15 protein-coding genes are annotated in these 19243 nt (G+C 67.6%); 3 read left to right on the top strand and 12 right to left on the bottom strand.

Annotated features, from left to right (window positions below):
• Positions 1–271: 271 nt before the first annotated feature.
• A complete protein-coding gene (locus tag CV023_RS07220) occupies positions 272–2902 on the top strand; it encodes a hypothetical protein (RefSeq protein ID WP_230744796.1) in 2631 nt (876 codons plus the stop codon).
• Positions 2899–5154: a hypothetical protein gene (locus CV023_RS07215; RefSeq protein WP_230744795.1), complete on the top strand. Its 2256-nt coding sequence runs from the start codon at positions 2899–2901 to the stop codon at positions 5152–5154. The genes CV023_RS07220 and CV023_RS07215 overlap by 4 nt, the downstream gene beginning before the upstream one ends.
• Positions 5155–5241: 87 nt before the next feature.
• Here the strand turns inward: CV023_RS07215 and CV023_RS07210 are convergent, their stop codons facing one another.
• The 3 genes from CV023_RS07210 to CV023_RS07200 all read right to left on the bottom strand — a co-directional run bounded on the left by CV023_RS07210 (position 5242) and on the right by CV023_RS07200 (position 9559).
• Positions 5242–7905, bottom strand: coding sequence for a 5'-nucleotidase C-terminal domain-containing protein (locus CV023_RS07210; protein WP_230744794.1), 2664 nt, complete (start codon positions 7903–7905; stop codon positions 5242–5244).
• 146 nt (positions 7906–8051) lie between these two features.
• Positions 8052–8906: a tRNA pseudouridine(38-40) synthase TruA gene (gene truA / locus CV023_RS07205; protein WP_230744793.1), complete on the bottom strand. Its 855-nt coding sequence runs from the start codon at positions 8904–8906 to the stop codon at positions 8052–8054.
• On the bottom strand, positions 8903–9559 hold the full coding sequence (locus tag CV023_RS07200; RefSeq protein WP_230744792.1) for a LemA family protein: 657 nt from the start codon (positions 9557–9559) through the stop codon (positions 8903–8905). Before CV023_RS07200 ends, truA begins: the two co-directional genes overlap by 4 nt.
• Before the next feature lie 211 nt (positions 9560–9770).
• Here CV023_RS07200 and CV023_RS07195 point away from each other — a divergent pair, with 211 nt between their 5' ends.
• Positions 9771–10952: a glycosyltransferase family 4 protein gene (locus tag CV023_RS07195; protein WP_230744791.1), complete on the top strand. Its 1182-nt coding sequence runs from the start codon at positions 9771–9773 to the stop codon at positions 10950–10952.
• A gap of 85 nt (positions 10953–11037) precedes the next feature.
• On the opposite strand, the gene CV023_RS07190 is transcribed toward CV023_RS07195, so the two are convergent.
• The 9 genes from CV023_RS07190 to CV023_RS07150 all read right to left on the bottom strand — a co-directional run bounded on the left by CV023_RS07190 (position 11038) and on the right by CV023_RS07150 (position 19241).
• Complete coding sequence (locus CV023_RS07190) at positions 11038–11601, bottom strand: cysteine hydrolase family protein (protein WP_230744790.1); 564 nt, start codon at positions 11599–11601, stop codon at positions 11038–11040.
• Between the two features lie 157 nt (positions 11602–11758).
• The gene (locus CV023_RS07185; protein WP_230744789.1) at positions 11759–12397 is read right to left on the bottom strand and encodes an energy-coupling factor transporter transmembrane component T family protein; all 639 of its coding nucleotides are present in this window, start codon (positions 12395–12397) and stop codon (positions 11759–11761) included.
• Positions 12394–13140 (bottom strand): energy-coupling factor ABC transporter ATP-binding protein, encoded by a 747-nt coding sequence (locus tag CV023_RS07180; RefSeq protein ID WP_442859926.1) that lies wholly within the window; start codon positions 13138–13140, stop codon positions 12394–12396. Before CV023_RS07180 ends, CV023_RS07185 begins: the two co-directional genes overlap by 4 nt.
• Positions 13137–13826: a biotin transporter BioY gene (locus tag CV023_RS07175; protein ID WP_230744788.1), complete on the bottom strand. Its 690-nt coding sequence runs from the start codon at positions 13824–13826 to the stop codon at positions 13137–13139. The genes CV023_RS07180 and CV023_RS07175 overlap by 4 nt, the downstream gene beginning before the upstream one ends.
• Positions 13827–13962: 136 nt before the next feature.
• Positions 13963–15543: a glutamine-hydrolyzing GMP synthase gene (gene guaA / locus CV023_RS07170; RefSeq protein WP_230744787.1), complete on the bottom strand. Its 1581-nt coding sequence runs from the start codon at positions 15541–15543 to the stop codon at positions 13963–13965.
• Positions 15544–15584: 41 nt separating this feature from the next.
• Entirely contained in the window at positions 15585–16022 is a 438-nt protein-coding gene (locus tag CV023_RS07165) for a DUF3817 domain-containing protein (protein WP_230744786.1), read from the bottom strand.
• Positions 16019–16984, bottom strand: coding sequence for an SURF1 family protein (locus tag CV023_RS07160; RefSeq protein WP_230744785.1), 966 nt, complete (start codon positions 16982–16984; stop codon positions 16019–16021). The genes CV023_RS07165 and CV023_RS07160 overlap by 4 nt, the downstream gene beginning before the upstream one ends.
• A gap of 55 nt (positions 16985–17039) precedes the next feature.
• Positions 17040–18173 (bottom strand): GuaB3 family IMP dehydrogenase-related protein, encoded by a 1134-nt coding sequence (locus tag CV023_RS07155; RefSeq protein ID WP_230744784.1) that lies wholly within the window; start codon positions 18171–18173, stop codon positions 17040–17042.
• 162 nt (positions 18174–18335) lie between these two features.
• Positions 18336–19241: a LysR family transcriptional regulator gene (locus CV023_RS07150; RefSeq protein WP_230744783.1), complete on the bottom strand. Its 906-nt coding sequence runs from the start codon at positions 19239–19241 to the stop codon at positions 18336–18338.
• Positions 19242–19243: the final 2 nt, after the last annotated feature.

Genomic DNA, 19243 nt, shown 5'->3' with positions numbered 1-19243 from the left:
CACCGAGTCGTGAGGTAGATGGGTCGTGACACTGATTGTCTTCGATCGGGTCTGTCTGTCGCGGGGCTTCCCCTCACCTACGGGCCTGCAACGCGTGAGGCTATGTAAGGGAACACGACGGACACACACAACGACAATCAAATATACATGCACCTTCGCCTGCGGAGCAAACGCTCAGAGCGGCCTCAGAGCGGGTGAGAACCTGAGCCGATACTATTGTTCTGTGCCGCCTCTCTCCAGCTTGCCCTCACGACTTCCCGCATTCCGAATCATGGTGCTGGGTGTCATCCTCGGGCTCCTGCTGCTGGGACTCGGTCCCCTGCAGAGTTCCGTACAGGCACATACGCGCGCACAGACTCCGACACAGGAGCAGCCTCCGACCCAGACGGCGGCCCAGGCAGCAGCCGAGACTCCGGCCCCGACCGACAGGCAGTCCGCAGACGATGACGACGCCTCCCGGCCGGCCGACGGGAAGACCATTCTCTACGGCATACCGGGCCTGACCATCAACGACATCGACTCCGTGCGCACTCCGAACCTCTACGCGCTGCTCTCCGAGGGAGCCGCCGCCAACCTCAACGTGCGCACCATCGGCTCCGCCACCTGCCCCGGATCGGGATGGCTGTCCCTGGGTTCTGGAGCCCGCGCCCAGGCCGGCCCCTCCCCTGAAGCGGAGGAGGCCGACGAGGACAACACGGCCCGCTGCCCCTCGCTGAGCGCCCCCTCGACCGACCTCGAGAACGATCCCCTGGACTCCGATGACGGGCCCGCCGAGGCGGTCGCGGACGGTGAGGACGCCGCCCAGGGTGATGAAGATCTCCCCACGGATTCGGTGGCCGGGGCGACGACAGCCCAGATCGAGGACTTCGAGGCCATCAAGGAGCCCAACGTCGGCTCCGGCTACACCGTCGACTACGGAATGCTCTCTCGCCTCGTCGATGAGCACGGGAAGGTCGTCCCCGCCGGCACCGACGCCCAGGGTCGGCAATCCCAGCTCGAACCCTGCGTCGCCGCCGAAGGTCCGGGTGCCGCCTACGCGGCCGCGGACGAGAACGGCGTCGTGCGCAACTACACCGAGGACGCGAACGCCACCGACTGCCGCCTCGACCTCGTCGACCTCGGCGCGATCGGCTCCCGCTCGTGGCTGTTCGATCCGATCCCGAACTTCTCCTACACGGTGCCGGTCAACTTCGACCGTGAGCTCCGCGTCGCCGAGGCGGACAAACGCCTGGGAGAGAAACTCGAGGAGGTGCGCGCTTCGGCCAAACCCGGGGCCGCGGAACCGACGATCATCGTCGCAGGCCTCGGCGACAGCTCCGGACTCCCCCAGTTGCGCGCGTTCATCGCCTCCGGGCCGGGCTTCGAACCCGGCTCCCTGTCCTCGGCGACGACGCGCACACCCGGTCTGCTCCAACTCACCGACCTCGCCCCCGGCATCCTCGACCGGCTCGACGTGCCCTCCCCCAGCGGGGTGAGCTTCGAAGTCACACCAACCGACGATGATCCGCAGCAGCGCATCGACGACCTCGTCGCCGACTCCCAGAAGGCGACCTCGATCTACCAGCACCTCTCGACCTTCTCGCTGACCCTCGACATCACCTTCTACGTCCTCTTCATCGTCTGCGGGCTGCTGCTGAGCAGATCGGTCCTCGGTCGCCGAGGCGGAGCGACCCTGGGGGCGTTCGTGCACAGGTTCCTCGGCTGGGCGTCCCTGGCGATCGCCTCGGTGCCGATGGGGGCCTTCCTCGCCGGCCTCGTTCCCTGGTCCCGCATGGCCCAGCCGGGGCTGGGGCTGACCCTGTCGGTCATCGGCACGGCCGCGGCGGTCTTCGTGATCTCCGTCCTCCCACCTTGGGGTCGAACCTGGCGGGGGCGCGTGGCGGCGCTGTCGCTGCTCAGCGTCCTCATCATCTCTGTCGATCTGGCCACCGGTTCGCGTCTGCAGAGCAATTCGCTGCTCGGCTACAACCCGATCGTCGGCGGTCGCTACTACGGCCTGGGCAACCAGGGGGCGGCGATCTTCATCGTCGGACTCTTCATCTTCCTCGGCATCGCGATCTCCTGGCTGCGGGCTCGCGGCCACCGTCGGGCGGTCATCGTGCTCCCGCTCGTCCTCGGACTGGCGGCGGTGTTCGTCTCCGGCAATCCTTCCTGGGGTGCGAAGTTCGGAGGCACCATTGCGACCCTGGCCGGTCTGCTCGTGCTCCTGGCGCTGATCAGCCGGATCCGACTCTCCCTCTTCCGTCTCGCGCTCATCGGAGTCGTCTCCCTGGCCGTGCTCATCGGCATCGCCTTCCTCGACTGGCTGCGCGAACCGGGTTCCCGCTCTCATTTCGGCAACTTCTTCGACCAGCTCGTCAGCGGTGAGGCCCTGCAGGTCATCGGCCGCAAACTCGGCGCGAACCTTCACATCATCCAAGTCAATCCGGCGCTGGCGATCGTCACGCCCCTGGCGGCCATCGCGATCCTGCTGTTCCTACGCTACCTGGTCCACTTCCCCCGGGTGGCGCCGAAGAGCAGAACGGCGAGGCTGGCGAACAAGTGGCGCGGCAAGCTGCCCCAGGTCTTCGTCGACCAGGATCTGCACTACGGCTTCCTCGCTGCTGTCACCGCCCTCGGCGTCGGTCTCGTCCTCACCGACTCGGGCATCGCGGTGCCCTCGACCGGGGCGATGGTGCTGCTGCCGTATCTGCTCGCGCTCAGCGCCGAGCACGCGAAGGACACCGTGGCCCGGCCGAGCTCTGACGGGGACTCTCCCACCACCGGTCGCGTACAGGTCACGCACCTGCTTGCCGAGGCGAAGGAAACGAACACCCCCACCGAGGCGAAGGATGCGGCCACCCCAACCGAGGCGAAGGATGCGGCCACCCCAACCGAGGCGAAAGGCTCGGGGCGGACATGAGAACCGCTGCTCTCCCGCTGCTCACGCGCGTCCTCCTCGGCGCGCTCGCAGCACTCATGCTCGTCCTCGGACTGCCGCAGACGGCGCAGGCCGCGGACACTGCCAAGGACACCGCAGCGTCCGGCACCGCAGCCTCCGACACCACGCAGTCGACGGAGGACTCGACGACCGGGCCCACAGACTCAGCGGAGGACACGCAGGCCGGAACCGCCTCGGCGGGCAATGGGACGATCGGCATCGGCGTCTCGGGCTTCCGCTTCGAGGACCTGGACCCGCGCACCACGCCGAACCTGTGGAAGATGATGAAGTCCTCCGAGATCGGGACCATCACGCCGCGCAGCGTACGATCGACCAGCTGCCCGGTCGACGGCTGGCTGGGCGTGGGCTCGGGGCGTCGGGCCGCCGACGAACCGCGCGATCAGTGCCGCGATCCGCAGCCGCCCCTGGACGGCTGGGTCGCCGACTGGGACGTCTACGCCCAGGTCGCCCGCGGGGACAACTACGATGCCACGCTGGGCGGACTCGCCGAGGCGGTGCCCGAGATCTCGGCGATCGGCTCTGGGGCCGCGATCGCCGCGGCCGACCCGGCGGGCCACGTCGAGAACTGGTCCCCGGTGGGCCGGGACCTCGGCGAGGAGGCGGCAGCGGACTCGGCCGCAGGCAAGCTCACTCTCGTCGACCTCGGCAACACCGCCTCGGACGGTTATTCCCTCAAGGACCTCGACCGCCGGGTGGGCACGATTCTGCGTTCGAGCGGCTGGCTGAGTGCGGACGGGACCACCATCGAAACCGGCCGGTCCCCGATCCTCTTCACCTCAATCGCCGACGGCGCCGACGACGGCTCCTCGATGCAGGCGACGATGATGCTGCGGCCCGGCCAGGAACCGGGACTGCTGACGTCCTCGTCGACCCGGCAGCCGGGTCTGATTCAGGTCCCCGACATCGCACCGACACTCGTGCAGCTCTCCGGCGGCGAGACCATGGACAATGTCGCCGGGGCGCCGATGACCTCCGATTCCGGCGGCTCGAACTGGGAGTCGCGGTACCAGGCGGTGCTCGACCGGCAGGTGGCCGTGAAGACTCAGAACGACCTGTCCACCTGGTTCTTCCCGGTCGTCGCCACCCTGATGGTGGGTCTGCTCGTCCTTGCCTGGTTCCTGCGGAAGAACCATCGGGATCTCGTGCACTCCGGGGCCTACCGGCTGGGCATCGTCTTCGCGGCGATGCCGGTGTCGACCTATCTGGTCAACACTCTGCCCTGGGAGCGGGCGACGAACCCGGACATCGCGATGCTCGGCGCCGTGGCCGGCTGGTCGCTGGTGCTCGGGTCGGTCGCGCTCCTCGGTCCTTGGCGCAGACACACTCTGGGGCCTGTGCTCTTCGTCTCCGTGGTCACCGTGTGCGTGCTCGCCTACGACGTCGTCACGGGCTCCCAGCTGCAGATGTCGACCCTGCTCGGCGAGCCTCTGCTCATCGGCTCGCGCTTCTACGGCATCGGCAACTCGGCGCTTGCGCTCTACTGCTGCGCACTGCTCCTCTCGGTCGCCGGGTTCGCATCACTGGCGAAGAAGCCGCTGACTCGCCTGCTCATCGTCCTCGTGCCGGTGTTCATCTCCTGCGTGATCCTTGCCGCCCCCGGCCTGGGGACGAAGTTCGGGTCCGTGCCGACGCTCATCATCGGCGTCGCCTATATCGCCCTTGCCGCAGCCGGCATCCGCTTCTCGTTCAAACGGCTCGGGTTGACCGTGGGCATCGCCGGGTTCGTCATGCTCACCGTGCTGTTCCTCGACTGGCTGCGTCCGGCGGATCAGCGCACGCACTTCGGGCGATTCTTCGACTCCATCATCAGCGGGGAGGCCCTAGGCGTCCTCGCCCGCAAGATCGGCATGAACATCGACATCCTCACCCAGTCGTGGATGACCCTGATCCTGCCGCTCATCATCGTCGGCGTGTTCTGGCTGGCCCTGGCACCGCAGCGATTCTCTCTCCAAGGCCTGCGCGAGGCCTACGCGAAGATCCCCCTGCTCCGGGCCACCGTCATCAGTCTTGCGATCCTGTTGGGAGTCGGCACGATCATCAACGACTCCGGCATCGTCGTGCCCGCCGTCGGCATCCTCTTCCTCGTCCCCGTCTTCGTCCATCTCGAGACCTTCGAGACCAGACATTCGCGGCTCGGCTTCGGCCGCCGGGACGACGGCACCGAGCGGGAGCAGAACGCGACGGCAGAATCGATCGACGGCGGCAGCGACTAGTGAGGACACGGCGCCTGTGAATACGGCAGGGCCGGAACGATCATTCCGATCGTTCCGGCCCTGCCGTCGTTCCGTCGTGTGACGGACTCAGCTGTTGATCTTCCTGCGGCGGACCACCGTGATGGCCGCGCCGCCTCCGACGATGAGTGCCAGTGCCGCGGCCACGATGTTCAGTGCTTCGAATCCGGTCCGGGGCAGATCCCCGCCGTCCGTCGACCCGTTCGCGTTCGCATCGCTGCCATCGGATCCGCCGGCGTTCGATCCGCCGTCGGCACTCACCGAGGCGGAGCCGGAGGAATCCGAGTCCCCGCCGTCGGCGTTCGCATGCGCACCGGAGGCATCGGCGTCGGAGCCGTCGGCCGTGCCGTTCGAGTCCGCACCGTCGGCCGAGCCGTTGTCTCCGCCATCGGCGCTCGCATCGTCGCCGACCGTGGCCGTGGCTTCGAACTCGTGGCTGAGCGGCAGCGGGTTGTCATCCCACCACTCGGCCTCGCCGGCCTGGAGGCTGACCGTGACGGTGACGTCGCCGGAGGCATCCGCAGGAGCGGTGACGGAGATCGGAGTCTCACTCTGCCCGGCCGGGATCGACTCGAGGGTGATCGTCTTCGCCGCAGCATCGGCCTTGACCTCGGGGGCTTCGGCCGTCGCTGACTTCTGCTGGGCGCCGGCGGCCGCCTCGGCGGTGTAGCCCTCGGGCAGATCGACGGTCACACCCACGGGTCCTGCGACCTCGTTCTTCGCATCGGTCTTGAGCACGAAGTCCTTGCTCTCACCTGGCTTGAGGCCCTCGGGGCCGTCGAATTCGACCTTGAGGTCGCCGTTCTCGATGACGTCCTGGGCCGAATCGGCCTGGCGTTCCGTCTTGTCCGGGGCCACCGGCTCCTTGGCGTCCTGCTTCTTGTTGAAGTAGTTCTCCCAGGTCTCGAAGTCGGTGAGACCCGACTGCTCGAAGTCGCCGTTGGCAAAGGAGGTGAAGTTGTCACCACCGGCAGCGAGGAAGCTCAGTGTGGCAACCCGGTACTCCTTGTTCTCGTCGATCTTCTCGCCATCGACCATGACCGACTTCACGTGCTCGCCGCGATCGGCCTTCGAATCGTAGACGACATCGAGGTCATCGGAGATGCCGAGGTGAAGGAAGGGCCGGGAGGACCCGTCGGGCTGCCACTGCTCTTCGAAGAGTCCGATGACGTCCGAGCCCTTCATCGTCACCACGCCGTGGTCATTGGCGAACGGCAGCACGCCGTTGAGTTCGGCGACCGTGACCTCGCACTTCTCCTCATCGTTGTAGATGTCGTCGCAGAGCAGATCGGTGCGCAGTCCGCCCGGGTTCGTGATGCCGAAGTCGGCCTCGTCGAGCTGCGTCTCCTTGACGCCTTCCTTGAGCGCATCGGCGACGAGGTTGCCCAGCGTCGATTCGGCACCGCGGTCCTCTTCGCCGTCCTTCTTCGCTCGGGTTATGTCCTCACTGATCGTTCCCGAGACTTCGGAGCCGAGCTCCTTGGCCTTCTCATCGGCGGCGGAGACGATGTCGGCGACCTCGTCGACGACCGGTGAGTCGTAGCTCTTGTCCGCGGTTTCGAGGAGATTGACCGCTCCGGCGTCCCAGTTGCCGTCACCATCGGCCCTGAGCTCGACCTGACCGACGATGTCGCCGTAATTGGCCGCCTCGAGGACAGGGCGGGTACGGTCGGGCTCACCGGGAACCGGAGCCTCGAACTTGTACGGCAGGTGCGTGTGACCGGTGAACAGAACGTCGACGGAGGCGTCGGCCTCGGTGACGAGCTTCTTGAACTCCGCGTTCGAGGCTTTCGCGTCTTCGAGGCTTTCGGTCGTGGACGCGCCGAGGTGGGCCTCGACGACGGTCATGTCCGGCTGTTCGTCCTCGGGCAGCTCTTCGAGCTCTCCTGCGACGCGGTTGACGGCGTCCGTCGGGTCGCCGAAGTCGAGTCCGGAGATGCCGTCGGGCGAGACCAGCGAGGTGGTGTCCTTGGTGACCACGCCGATGACGGCGATCTTCACTCCCGCGACGTCGACGACAGAATATTCGTCGAGTCCGTCGACGACGTTCTCGGTGCCTTTGTCGTAGACGTTGGCCGCGAGGTAGGGGAAGTCCGCCTCCGAGGTGACTCGGCCCGTGAGGTCATCGATGCCTTTGTCGAATTCGTGGTTGCCCACGGCAGAGGCCTGCACGCCCATGGCGTTGAGGACATCGATCGTCGGCGAATCGTTTTGGGACGAAGAGACGTAGGTCGAGGCACCGATGTTGTCACCGGTCGAGAGCAGCGCGGTTCCGGCGTTGTCGCCGCCGGTGCCGAACTTCGCCCGCTCCTCCTCGACCACCGAGGCGACCTGAGTGCCCGCTTCGGAGATGCGTCCGTGGAAGTCGGTGATATTGAGCAGCTGAACCGACGTGCCCTCCGGTGCGAACTGCGTGGAGGTCTCGTCGCCGGAGTCGTCCTGGGAGTCGGAGGCGGCATCGCCCGATGTCGCGGACCCGCCGTCGGCAGATGAGGCGTTCGACGACTCGTCGGGGTCGGCGGGAGCGGATTCGCTTGGCGCCGTGGCACTGTCTTCGGCTGAGTTTCCGCTTCCCAAGGAGGGTGCTGCGACGACCGGGGCGAGGCCCGGCAGCGTCAGCATTGACGCCACAGCCCCCGTCGCGATCAGCTTGGTCACAAGTTTCGACATGTATTCGGTTCCTTTGATCGTGTCATCCGCCGCACTGCCGCCGTGGATCGAGGGGATTGTCATGCACGGCCATCCTGCCGGGCCAAGGCGAACGAAGAGTTACCTGTTAGTGAATGTACACAGGATTCTCACATCTGGGAAGGGGACTTTTCCCATCAAGACGGCGTGAAGCTTTGCGGAAGCGCGGCAGACCGCCAGCCGGCGAGGCTCTATTCGAGGTCGCGGCGGGCCATGGTCTGGGCCGCACGGAGGGCATACTCGCCCGGCTCCGGGTAGCCCACCTCGGTGAGAACGAGACCGTGGGCCGGGGACACGAACATGGGCGCGGACGGGCTCAGCCCGGCCTCCGCCTCGGCGATGAGTTCGGCCGGCCGGGTCACCGGCCAGGTGCCGGAGCCGACCTTGATCAGACCGCCCACCAGCGCCCGGACCATGTGGTGGCAGAAGGCATCGGCGCGCAGGTCGATGGTGATCACCGCATCCTCGTCCCGGGTGACGAGGAGTTCGTGCATGGTGCGGATGGTCGTCGCCCCTTCGCGGGGTTTGCAGAAGGGAAGGAAGTCGTGGAGGCCTTTGACCTCTGCGGCGGCCTCCGCCATCGCCTCGGCGTCGAGCTCTCCCTTATGTCGGGGTGTGACGGCGACCAGCAGCGGGTCGATGAAGGAGCGGTGGTCGGCCAGCCGGTACCGGTAGGCCCGCCACAGTGCGGAGAAGCGGGCATCGAAGTCCTCGGGCACCTCGGTGACCGCGTGGATGATGATGTCCTCGTGCCCGTCCGCGCTCAGGGCCCCACGCAGACGCGACACCAGAGCCGCCTCGGCGGACCTTGAAGATCTGCCGATGAGCTTCTCAAGTGCCGCCTCGGCGAGGTCGATGTGGACGACCTGACGTCGGGCGTGGACACCCGCATCGGTGCGGCCGGCGACGACCGTGCTCACCTCGGTGCCGGTGATGCGGGCCAGGCCCGATTCGAGTCCGGCCTGGACGGTGCGCAGGCCGGGCTGCTTGGCCCACCCGTGGAAGTGTGTGCCCTGGTAGCCGAGATCGATGCGGAAGCGGGTCACGCCTCTCCCGCCTCACTGCGGGATTCGCCTGCCTCGCTGCGGGGTTCGCCCGCCTCGGTGCCGGGTTCGCGAGCTTCGGTGCCGGGTTCGCGGGCTTCGGTGAAGAGTTCGCGGGCCCGGAATACGCCTTGGAACAGTCGGGACAGGAAGCGGCGACGCTGCCGGTGATAGCGTTCGACGTTCGTGTTGTAGAGGCGGCTGCCGGCGAGGATGCGTTCGGTGAGCACGGTCAGCTGACCGTGGAGCAGCGCGACGGTGGTGTCGAGCTCTTCGCGCAGGTCACCGCCCAGGGCCAGAGTCGATTCGGGAGGCAGGGTCTTGTCCGCGCGGGTGCCCGGGATGCGCGCGGCCGCGTTGATCGCCTCGGTCAGGGCGTTCTCCGCCGCAGCCCCGCGACGGTCGAAAGGGGCCCGCTCGGCGGAGGCGAGGGCGAGTTCGACCCGACTGAGATCGCTGCCGGTGATCTGCCCCAGGGTGCCGATGAACGCGGGGACGAGGGCGTGCCGGGCCCGGAGTTCGACGATGAGCTGCCGTTTGGCCTCATCGCACAGGGACCTGGCCATCGACAGCTGGTTGAAGCGCAGAATCGTCAGGACGAGCGCGATGACCACGAGAGCGACAAGCACACAGGCGACGACGATGAGCCAGAGCATGGCCACCCCTCCGTCCGTGTCATGGTGCCGTGATACCGACACTGTCCCCGCGTTTCCGACACTTCAGTTTACGCAGGGTTCAGACTGCTGGCGAACGCGCCATGTGCCGGTCACCGAATGTCCAGATGGGGTGGGTGATTTCGGGCATTCGTCGCCGACTGGACTCCTCACCGTCGCAGGGTCTTCACCCGCGGAGACTCAACTGGGTGGTGTGAGAGTAGCGATCATTGCAGAATCCTTCCTCCCCAACATGAATGGGGTCACCCACTCACTCCTGAGAGTCCTCGACCATCTGGCCGATCGCGGCGATGAGGTTCTCATCATCGCCCCCGGCACTCGCCGGGACGGTCCCAAAGAGGTCGCCGGAGCGCGCATCGTGCGTGTGCCCTCCATCGCTCTGCCGAAGTATCGGCGCATCCGCGTCGCCCCCGGCGGGGTCGCCCGGATCCGCCGCCTGCTCGAGCGCTTCGCCCCCGATGTCGTCCACCTCGCCAGTCCCTTCGTCCTCGGCTGGCGCGGGGTTCTGGCCGCGCAGGCCCTCGACCTGCCGACGGTCGCGATCTATCAGACCGAGGTCCCCGCCTATGCCGCCCGGTACGGAATGCACGGGATCGAGGCGATGCTGTGGTCGCATGTGCGCAATATCCACCAGCACGCCTCGCTGACGCTGGCGCCGTCGTCGTACACGATCGATCAGCTGCGTGGGCTCGGGGTCGCCGAGGTGGATCTGTGGGCCCGTGGGGTCGATTCCACCCGCTTCGACCCGAGTCACCGATCACAGGTGTGGCGTCGAACCGTTGCCCCGAACGGGGAGAAGATCATCGGCTTCGTCGGCCGCCTCGCCGCGGAGAAGCAGGTCGACGATCTCGCCGTGCTCTCCGATGTGCCCGATTCGAAGCTCGTCATCGTCGGTGACGGACCGTGGCGGACGAAGCTCGAACGAGCCCTGGCCGGTGCCCATTTCACGGGTTTCCTGGGCGGGGACGCTCTGGCCCAGGCCGTGGCCAGCTTCGACATCATGGTCGCCCCCGGCGAACTCGAGACCTTCTGTCAGACGATTCAGGAGGCCATGGCCTCCGAGGTTCCCGTCGTCGCCCCGGCCCGCGGCGGTCCCCTCGATCTCGTCGACTCCTCCCGGACCGGGTGGCTCTACACTCCGAAGGATCTGGGTGCGATGCGCGCCCATGTCGCCGACCTCCTCGGCGATGAGGCCAAACGCCGCGCCTTCGGGATCGCCGGTCGCGAGCAGGTGCTCTCGCGGAGTTGGAAGAGCGTGTGCTCCCAGCTCGTCGGCCATTACTCGCGGGCGATCGAGAGCCCGGCTCCGCAGGTCATGGGGCGCGGATTCGCGAGCATCTACCGCACCGAGGCCCAGGGCATCTCGGCCCGCTGAATCACGGCTGCCGGGTCACAGGTGGCGGGTCACGACTGACCTGTCACGTCTGACGGGTCACGGCTGACCTGTCACGGCTGCCTGGTCACAGCCCCTTCGCCCAGTCGGCGACGGTGAGCACGGTGGCCTGCTTGGGGAAGACCTTCTCGGTCAGGACCCGGTGGACCTCCTCGTCGCGATCGGCGCAGGCGTCGGCGAGCACGGTCAGCTCGAAGTCGAGATCGGCAGCCTGCCGGATCGTCGAAAGCACGACCCCGCTGGTGGCGACGCCGGTGAGGATGAGCGATCTCGTTCCGTACCCGCGCAGCAGCACCTCGAGGTCGCTGCCGGTGAAGGCGCTGATGCGACGCTTCGTCACGATCGGTTCGCCTTCGTGACGGTCGAGCGTCTCGTGGATGCTCGTCGAGGCGTGGGCCTCATCGAGGTCACCGTGGGCGGCGATCTGCGCGAACGAGGCAGTCTCGGCGAGTTCGGGCTGGCCCTCACGCAGGGCCACGCGCACCCAGACCACGGGAATGCCGCTGTCCCGGGCGGCGGCGACGGCGTCGCGCGCTCGCTCCAGCACGCCGGTCTTCGTGAATGCTTCGTCCCCGGCGATGCCGTTCTGGAAGTCCATTGCGAGCAGAACGGGACGGTCGTGTGCTGACATGGCGTCTCCTTCGAGAGGTCGTTCGGCAGGCGGTCTGTGGCCTTCGCTGCCGACGATACTCCCGCGATCTCACGACCGGCTGAAGACGAACGGAGGGAAAGCTGGACGGGTGCGGGCCGAGCGCGGCTATGAGCCGGCATAACTGGGCGGGAGACGTTCAGTCCACGATGCCGCGGGCGTCGAGCGCCCGGCCGGTGTCCTGAGCGTACTTGACCGAGCGGAGGATCGCCGGGATCACCCGGGCGCGCAGGTTCGTATCAAGTCCACGAGCCCGGGCGGCCCGATCGGACTCGCCGAGGAGGCCGGAGAGATGCGAGATCGCTCGGATCATCAGGCTCGCGGTCAGTGCGATCACCTCGGTGTCGATTCCGAACACGCGCAGCGGCGAGACGATGACCGCGAAGGCCTCGAGCAGCTGCGCCACACTCGTCGTCAGGGTCAGCAGCAGCGCGGCCTGCACACAGGCGAAGACGGTGCCGCCGACCGTGAGTCCGGCTGCGAGGGTCCCGATGAAGAACTGGACCGCAATGATGATCCCCACGAGCACTCCGGCGTAGAGCCAGGTCTTCCACATGTGTCGCCACCGCAGCCGTGCGGTGAAGCCGAGGACCACGAGGACGGCGAACATCGACCAGTTGATGATGGGGTCACGGAAGATCAGGGCGACCAGGCCGATGATCGCGATGACCCCGAGCTTCCAGCCGGTGGGCGTGCGATGCAGCCAGCCCGCAGGGCGGGCGACTCGGCCGAAGAGCTGCGTTCGACGGCGGATCCCGGTGGTCTCTCGGCGGCTCACGGCGTATCGCTCGTGATGAGCTTCCGGTAGGCGGCGACCGCCTCGGCGGGTGGACCGTCTTCGACGATGCGTCCGGCCTCGACGACGAGGGCGCGGTCGGCGATGCTCGCGAACTCGAGGTCGTGGGTGGAGAGGATGATGCGCACCCCGCGGCGAGCGACGAGATCGGCGAGCACTCGGCGCAGCCGCTCCCGATTGCGCAGGTCGAGCAGGGTGGTGGGCTCGTCGAGGACGAGGATCTGCGGGTCGACGGCGAGCACCGCGGCCAGGGCGACGAGCTGCCGCTGGCCGCCGGAGAGCTCATAGACGCTGCGATCGGCGAGATCGGCGATGCCGAGCTCCTCGAGGACCTCGAAGGCCGCGGCCCGTCGCTGCCTCTTCGGCACGCGTCGGCGCAGGGACAGTTCGATGTCCTCGAGCGGAGTCGGCATCACGAGCTGCGCGGCAGGATCGGTGAAGACGAATCCCACCCGGGACCGCACCTTCCCACCGTCGACGGCCGGGTCGAGCCCGTCGATGAGGACGCGACCGGAGCTGGCGGTGACGAGTCCGTTGAGCAGCTGCAGCAGCGTCGACTTTCCGGATCCGTTCGCGCCGATGAGCGCGACCACGGACTCCGTGAGGGTGACGGAGACCTCGTTGAGCACGGGTCTCCAGACGTCGCCGTCCGGAGTCTCGTCGAGCACCCCGACGCCGACGTCGCGCAATCGGATCGACCGTGCGGTCGAGGCTGGCTCGGTCACCGGTCGGCGTCCGCAGCGGTTCCGGCGTCCGCGACGGTGCCAGCGTCCGCACGCACCGGGGCACCGCCTCGGCGGCGGAGAACATCGGGAAACGCCCGGTGGATGAGCAGCGCCACGGACACCGCGAGCACGTTCTTGATGATGTCGCCGGGCCAGTAGGCGAGGTCGGCGACGGCGGCCACGGGCAGGGGCAGGTCGGCGTTGATCGACATTCCGAGGATGCCCAGGGGGTGGTTGAGCAGCAGGCTCGAGCCGAGCGCACCGGCGAACAGCGCCGCCCACAGCTTGCCGCCGCGGAACCGGCGCAGGGCCCAGCGGGCGACGAGCCCGGTGACCAGGGAGTAGAGGGTGAAGGAGACGAGGTAGCCGGCGCTCGGCCCGGCGAGGACCCCGATTCCGCCGTTCATTCCGGAGAAGATCGGCAGGCCGAGGAGGCCAAGTGCGACGTAGAGCCCCGTCGCCGCGGCACCGCGCCAGGGACCGAGGACGAGACCGCACAGGGCGATCGCGAAGGTCTGCAGGGTGATCGGCACCCCGGCCGGGCCGACCGGGACCGGCGGCAGCATCGCGAACGCCGCGAGCAGGGCGGCGAAGACCGCGATGAGGGCGACGTCGCCGGCCCGGCTGGCCGATCGGGGTCGGACGATGCTCGCCGAGGTGGGGCCGTCGGTGTGCGCGTGAGTCATAAGTTCTCCGTTGGTTAGGATGCGCCCGAGCCGGGCCCGGGCGTCCCCGAGGCTGGCTCGAGCATATCCCACCATAACTGAACGGTGTTCAGGAGTGAATGCCGGGGTCCGTCTCAGACCGTCCGGAGGCTCCCGCTCACTCCCATTCGATGGTGCCCGGGGGCTTGGAGGTGACGTCGAGGACGACGCGATTGATGTCGTCGACCTCGTTGGTGATGCGGTTCGAGATCACGGACAGCACGTCGTAGGGAACTCTGGTCCAATCCGCCGTCATCGCATCCTCACTCGAGACCGGGCGGAGCACGACCGGGTGACCGTAGGTGCGTCCGTCGCCTTGGACTCCGACGGAGCGGACGTCGGCGAGGAGGACGACCGGGCACTGCCAGATCTCTCCGTCGAGTCCGGCCTTCGTCAGCTCCTCGCGGGCGATGGCGTCGGCCCGACGCAGGATCGCCAGGCGCTCCTCGGTGACCTCACCGATGATGCGGATGCCCAGTCCCGGACCGGGGAAGGGCTGGCGGGACACGATGGCCTCGGGGACGCCGAGTTCGCGACCGATCGCCCGGACCTCGTCCTTGAACAGGGCGCGCAGGGGTTCGATGAGCTGGAACTGGATGTCATCGGGCAGGCCGCCGACATTGTGGTGGCTCTTGATGTTCGCGGTCCCCGATCCGCCGCCGGATTCGACGACGTCGGGGTAGAGGGTGCCCTGGACGAGGAAGCCGATCTCCTCGCCTTCGTCCTTGGCCTCGAGCACGAGGTCGGCGGCGGCCTTCTCGAAGGTGCGGATGAATTCGCGCCCGATGATCTTGCGCTTCTCCTCCGGGTCGGTGACCCCGGCGAGCTGGGACAGGAACTGTTCGCGGGCGTCGACGGTGACGAGCCGGACCCCGATCGAGTTGACGTAGTCGTTCTCGACCTGTTCGCGTTCGTCCTGGCGTAGCAGACCGTGGTCGACGAAGACGCAGGTGAGCTGGTCGCCGATGGCCTTGTGGACCAATGCCGCGGCGACCGAGGAGTCGACCCCGCCGGAGAGGGCGCAGATGACCTTCTTCTGCCCGGCCCGGGCGCGGATGAGTTCGACCTGTTCGTCGATGACCGAGGCGTTCGTCCAGTCGGCGGTGAGGCCGGCGACCTTGAACAGGAAGTTCTCGAGGATCTGCTGGCCGTGCTCGGAATGGAGGACCTCGGGGTGCCACTGCACGCCGGCGAATCTCTTCGCCGGGCATTCGAAGGCCGCGACGGGGGTGTCGGGGGTGGAGGCGAGGACATCGAAGTCCGCGGGCGCCTCGGCGACGGAGTCCCCGTGGGACATCCACACCTTGTAATCGTTCGGGGTCCCGGCCAGCAGGGCGCCGGTGCTCGAGACGGTGACCGGGGTCGAGCCGTATTCGCGCTTCTCGGTCTTTGCGACCCGCCCGCCGAGGGTGGTCGACATGAGCTGGAATCCGTAGCAAATGCCCATGGTCGGGACTCCGAGGTCGAAGACCGCGGTGTCGAAGCCGGGGGCGCCTTCGTCATTGACGCTCGAGGGTCCGCCGGAGAGCACGATGGCGACGGGGTTCTTCGCTGCGAACTCCGCGGCGGGGGCGTCGTGGGCGATGATCTCCGAGTACAGCCCGGCCTCGCGGATGCGTCGGGCGATGAGTTGGGCGTACTGGGCGCCGAAGTCGACTACGAGGACGGGAGGCACCTGCGTGCTCTGGGATTGCGTCATGGTCCAATTCTAAGCATCGGCCACCCCGCGCCCAATTCGCCTCAGCTCTTGGGTGCGACGACGACCGCGGCTTCGAGTTCGGCCTCGACCTGACGGTGGATCCGACGTTCGAGGATGAAGGACATCACGGGGACGACGCCGGCCAGGGCGAGGACGATGTAGCGGCCCAGGGTCCAGCGCATCTGCTGATTGAGCCAGAAGCAGCCGATGAGGTAGACGACGTAGCACCAGCCGTGGCAGATCGCGATGGCGGCGGCGAGGTTGAAGCCGCCGAAGTTCAGCGCCGTCTCCGAGTCCGCGGCGATGAGGTACTTGTAGATCATCTCCACGGTCAGGATGAGCAGCATCGTGCCGGTGATGATCGCCATCACCCGGTAGAACTTCAAGGCGTTGCGCGCGGAGGTGAAGCGTTTGACGCTCCACACATTCGACTCGTCGACGTCGGGGCGGGAATCCAGGGATTCGGGTTCTTCGCTCACGCTCGGTTTCCTCCGGTGTTCGGGGTGTCGGTATCTGTGTGCTCGGTGTTCGACGAGGTCGCGGTGCTCGCCGAGGTGGTCCCGCCTCGGTGCCGGCGCGGTTTCTTCGCACCGTGCCGGTGGGCGGGAAGTCCGGTCAGCCCCGACATCACCTCGGGGTCGATCCGTGATGTGCCGGCGGCCTTGACGACAACATACTCGACGTCGTTCCCAGGATCCTGGGAGCCGTCGTCGCCGAGGCGGCGGCGCATGAAGTCGTCGCGCAGCAGCTGCCACCACATGTAGAGGGCCATGGCGGCGAAGATCAGCCATTCGATCGCGTAGACCGCGGACTGGAGATCGAATCCGCCTTCGTCGCGCGTCGTCGTCGGCGGCACGATGGTCAGGCCGTCGGTGCCCACCGAGGCGGCCGACCCGTCTGTGGATTCGGGAATGAGGAAGCCCGAATAGGTCAGCAGATCAGGGTAGAGGTTGATGATCTGCGAGGTCGAGACGCTGCGGACCTGCCCCTCGGGCAGGTCGTTGCCGGGCATCGGTCCTTCGACGGGTCCGATGCGTGCGGTCAGCTCGACCTCGCCCTCGCCGGCGCGGGAGGACATTGCGGTGGCCTCGTCGGTGGTGAATCCGCGGAGGACGGGGATGGCGATCGTCTTCTCGTTCGCATCCGCGGCTTCGACGCCGTCGCCGAGGTGGGCGTCATCGGGGGCGAACATCGTCACCACCCAATAGCCCTTGTCCCCGTCGAGCACCCGATCGGGGACGACGACCTGGGCGTCGGGGATCCAGTGGCCGGAGAGGCTGACCCGCTGATCGGCGAGGATGCCCGGCATCGGGGCCTGGGCGCCCATCACATCGTTGAAGTCCTTGACGTCGTTGACGTCGGCCGATTCGACGGCATCATTCTTGTGCTGGGCCCGGTTGACCTGCCACGCCGAGAGACCGACGAAGCAGGTGACGAGCACGAGCACGAGGAGCAGAGACCCCAGCCACTTGGGGGTCAGGGCCAGACGGAACAGATCAGACCACCGATCCAGGCCGATAGGGCGAGACGGTGACGTCGACGCGCTGGAATTCCTTGAGGTCGAGGTAGCCGGTCGTCGCGAGCGCCCTGCGCAGGGCACCGGCGAGGTTGAGTTCGCCGATCGCGGTGCGCCCGGGACCGAAGAGCACCTGCTCGAGGCTGCCGACGGTGCCCAGCTCCACGCGATGCCCGCGCGGCAGTTCGGGGTGGTGCGCCTCGGCGCCCCAGTGCATGCCGCGGCCGGGGGCTTCGGTCGCGCGAGCCAGGGCGGTGCCGAGCATGACGGCGTCGGCGCCGACGCCGAAGGCCTTGATGATCTCACCGCTGGAGCCGAGGCCGCCGTCGGCGATGACGTGGACGTAGCGTCCGCCGGATTCGTCCATGTAGTCCCGGCGGGCCGCATGGATGTCGGCGATCGCGGTGGCCATGGGGGCGTGGATGCCCAGTGTGCGACGGGTCGTTGCGGCCGCTCCCCCGCCGAAGCCGACGAGGACTCCGGCGGCACCGGTGCGCATGAGGTGCAGGGCCGCGGTGTAGGTGGCGGCACCGCCGACGATGACGGGGACGTCGAGTTCGTAGATGAACTGCTTGAGGTTGAGCGGTTCGGTCTGGGAGGAGACGTGTTCGGCCGAGACCGTGGTGCCGCGGATGACGAAGATGTCGACCCCGGCGTCGACGACGGTCTTGTAGAACTGCTGGGTCCGCTGCGGGGTCAGGGCACCGGCCACGGTGACTCCGGCTTCGCGGATCTGTTCGAGGCGGGCGGTGATGAGTTCGGCCTGGATCGGAGCGGAGTAGAGTTCCTGCATCCGTGCTGTGGCCATCTCGTCGGGCAGCTGCGCGATCTCTGCCAGCAGCGGGGCGGGATCCTCGTAGCGCGTCCACAGGCCTTCGAGATCGAGGACGCCGAGTCCGCCGAAGCGGCCGAGGGCGATGACAGTCTCGGGTGACATGGCCGAGTCCATCGGGGCGCCGATGAAGGGCAGATCGAACCGGTAAGCGTCGATCTGCCAGTTCAGGGACACGTCTTCGGGGTCCCGGGTGCGCCGGTCGGGGATGATGGCGATGTCGTCGAGCGAATAGGCGCGACGCCCGCGCTTGCCGATGCCGATTTCGATTTCAGAACTCACCCGGACAGCCTATCCCACCGCCCTGACACCGAGGTCTCAGCCCACTATGAGGAACGGGCAGTCTCTCCTAGTCTCCCCTCCCCTCCTCCCACTGCTACCTGGCGGGGTCCCAGACACCTCGCGCCAGGTTGCTAGGCCCCCGCCAGGTAGCAGTGGGAGAGATCAGGGGTGTTCGAAGCGTTCGGCAGCGACCGCCTCGGCGGCGGTGGCGAAGGCCCGTACGTGCGGAAGATGAGCTTCGCGCTCACGCACGTGCATGACCACCCGACGGCTGGGCACCGGGTCGGTGAGGTCGACGGCGACGAGCCCGCCGGGCAGCTGCATGGTCGAGAGGCGAGGCAGCACGGTGATGGCGAGGTTCGCGGCCACCAGCGCCAGTGCCGCATAGTCGTCCTCCGAGGCCGCGAAGTTCCGCGGTTCGAAGCCGGCGGCCGCGCAGGCGAGATCGACGACTCTGCTCGTCGGGCCGGACCACAGGTCGTAGTCGACCCAGCGCTGTTCGGCGAGGTCTTTGAAGGGCACGGACTCACGCTCGGCGAATACGTGGCGCTCGGAGACGACGACCTGATAGTCGTCGTCGAAGAGCACGGTCCGACTCATCTCGGGCAGGTGGACCTCCTCATCCTGCGGAACTTCGCTTCGGATCTCGATCGTGCAATGGCTGCGGCGGATCTTCGCAGGCTCGTTGAGCTGGATGTCGAAGCGCAGATCGGGATGAGCCCGCGCCACCGGTTCGATGATGTCTGGCAGCAGCCGGGCGTTGAATGAGGTGAAGGCGGCGATTCGCATCCGCGGACGGGAAATGGTCCGGAAGCTCTCGACGAGATTGTCGAGCTTGGCCAGCCCGGTGAAGACCTCGGCGGATTCCTCGGCTAGGCGTCGGCCGAGATCGGTGATCTCGATGCCACGGCCCGAACGACGATAGAGGGGCACGCCGACGCTCTTCTGCAGGGTCGTGATGTGCTGGCTGACGGTGGCCGGCGTGTAGTTGAGGCTGCGGGCCGCGGCGACCACAGAACCGGTGGCCACGACTGCTCGCCAGACGCGAAGGCGATTGAGATCCCACATGA

This window comes from Brevibacterium sp. CCUG 69071, from assembly GCF_021023135.1.
GTDB lineage: Bacteria > Actinomycetota > Actinomycetes > Actinomycetales > Brevibacteriaceae > Brevibacterium.
Note: the sequence above shows the minus strand (reverse complement) of the source record. Positions and strands in the feature narration are given on the sequence as shown.

Coding starts and splice junctions, on each gene's coding strand:
- CV023_RS07220 (WP_230744796.1), top strand. CDS start 272: ATGGTGCTGGGTGTCATCCTCGGGCTCCTGCTGCTGGGACTCGGTCCC.
- CV023_RS07215 (WP_230744795.1), top strand. CDS start 2,899: ATGAGAACCGCTGCTCTCCCGCTGCTCACGCGCGTCCTCCTCGGCGCG.
- CV023_RS07210 (WP_230744794.1), bottom strand. CDS start 7,905: ATGACAATCCCCTCGATCCACGGCGGCAGTGCGGCGGATGACACGATC.
- CV023_RS07200 (WP_230744792.1), bottom strand. CDS start 9,559: ATGCTCTGGCTCATCGTCGTCGCCTGTGTGCTTGTCGCTCTCGTGGTC.
- CV023_RS07190 (WP_230744790.1), bottom strand. CDS start 11,601: ATGTCAGCACACGACCGTCCCGTTCTGCTCGCAATGGACTTCCAGAAC.
- CV023_RS07175 (WP_230744788.1), bottom strand. CDS start 13,826: ATGACTCACGCGCACACCGACGGCCCCACCTCGGCGAGCATCGTCCGA.
- guaA (WP_230744787.1), bottom strand. CDS start 15,543: ATGACGCAATCCCAGAGCACGCAGGTGCCTCCCGTCCTCGTAGTCGAC.
- CV023_RS07150 (WP_230744783.1), bottom strand. CDS start 19,241: ATGTGGGATCTCAATCGCCTTCGCGTCTGGCGAGCAGTCGTGGCCACC.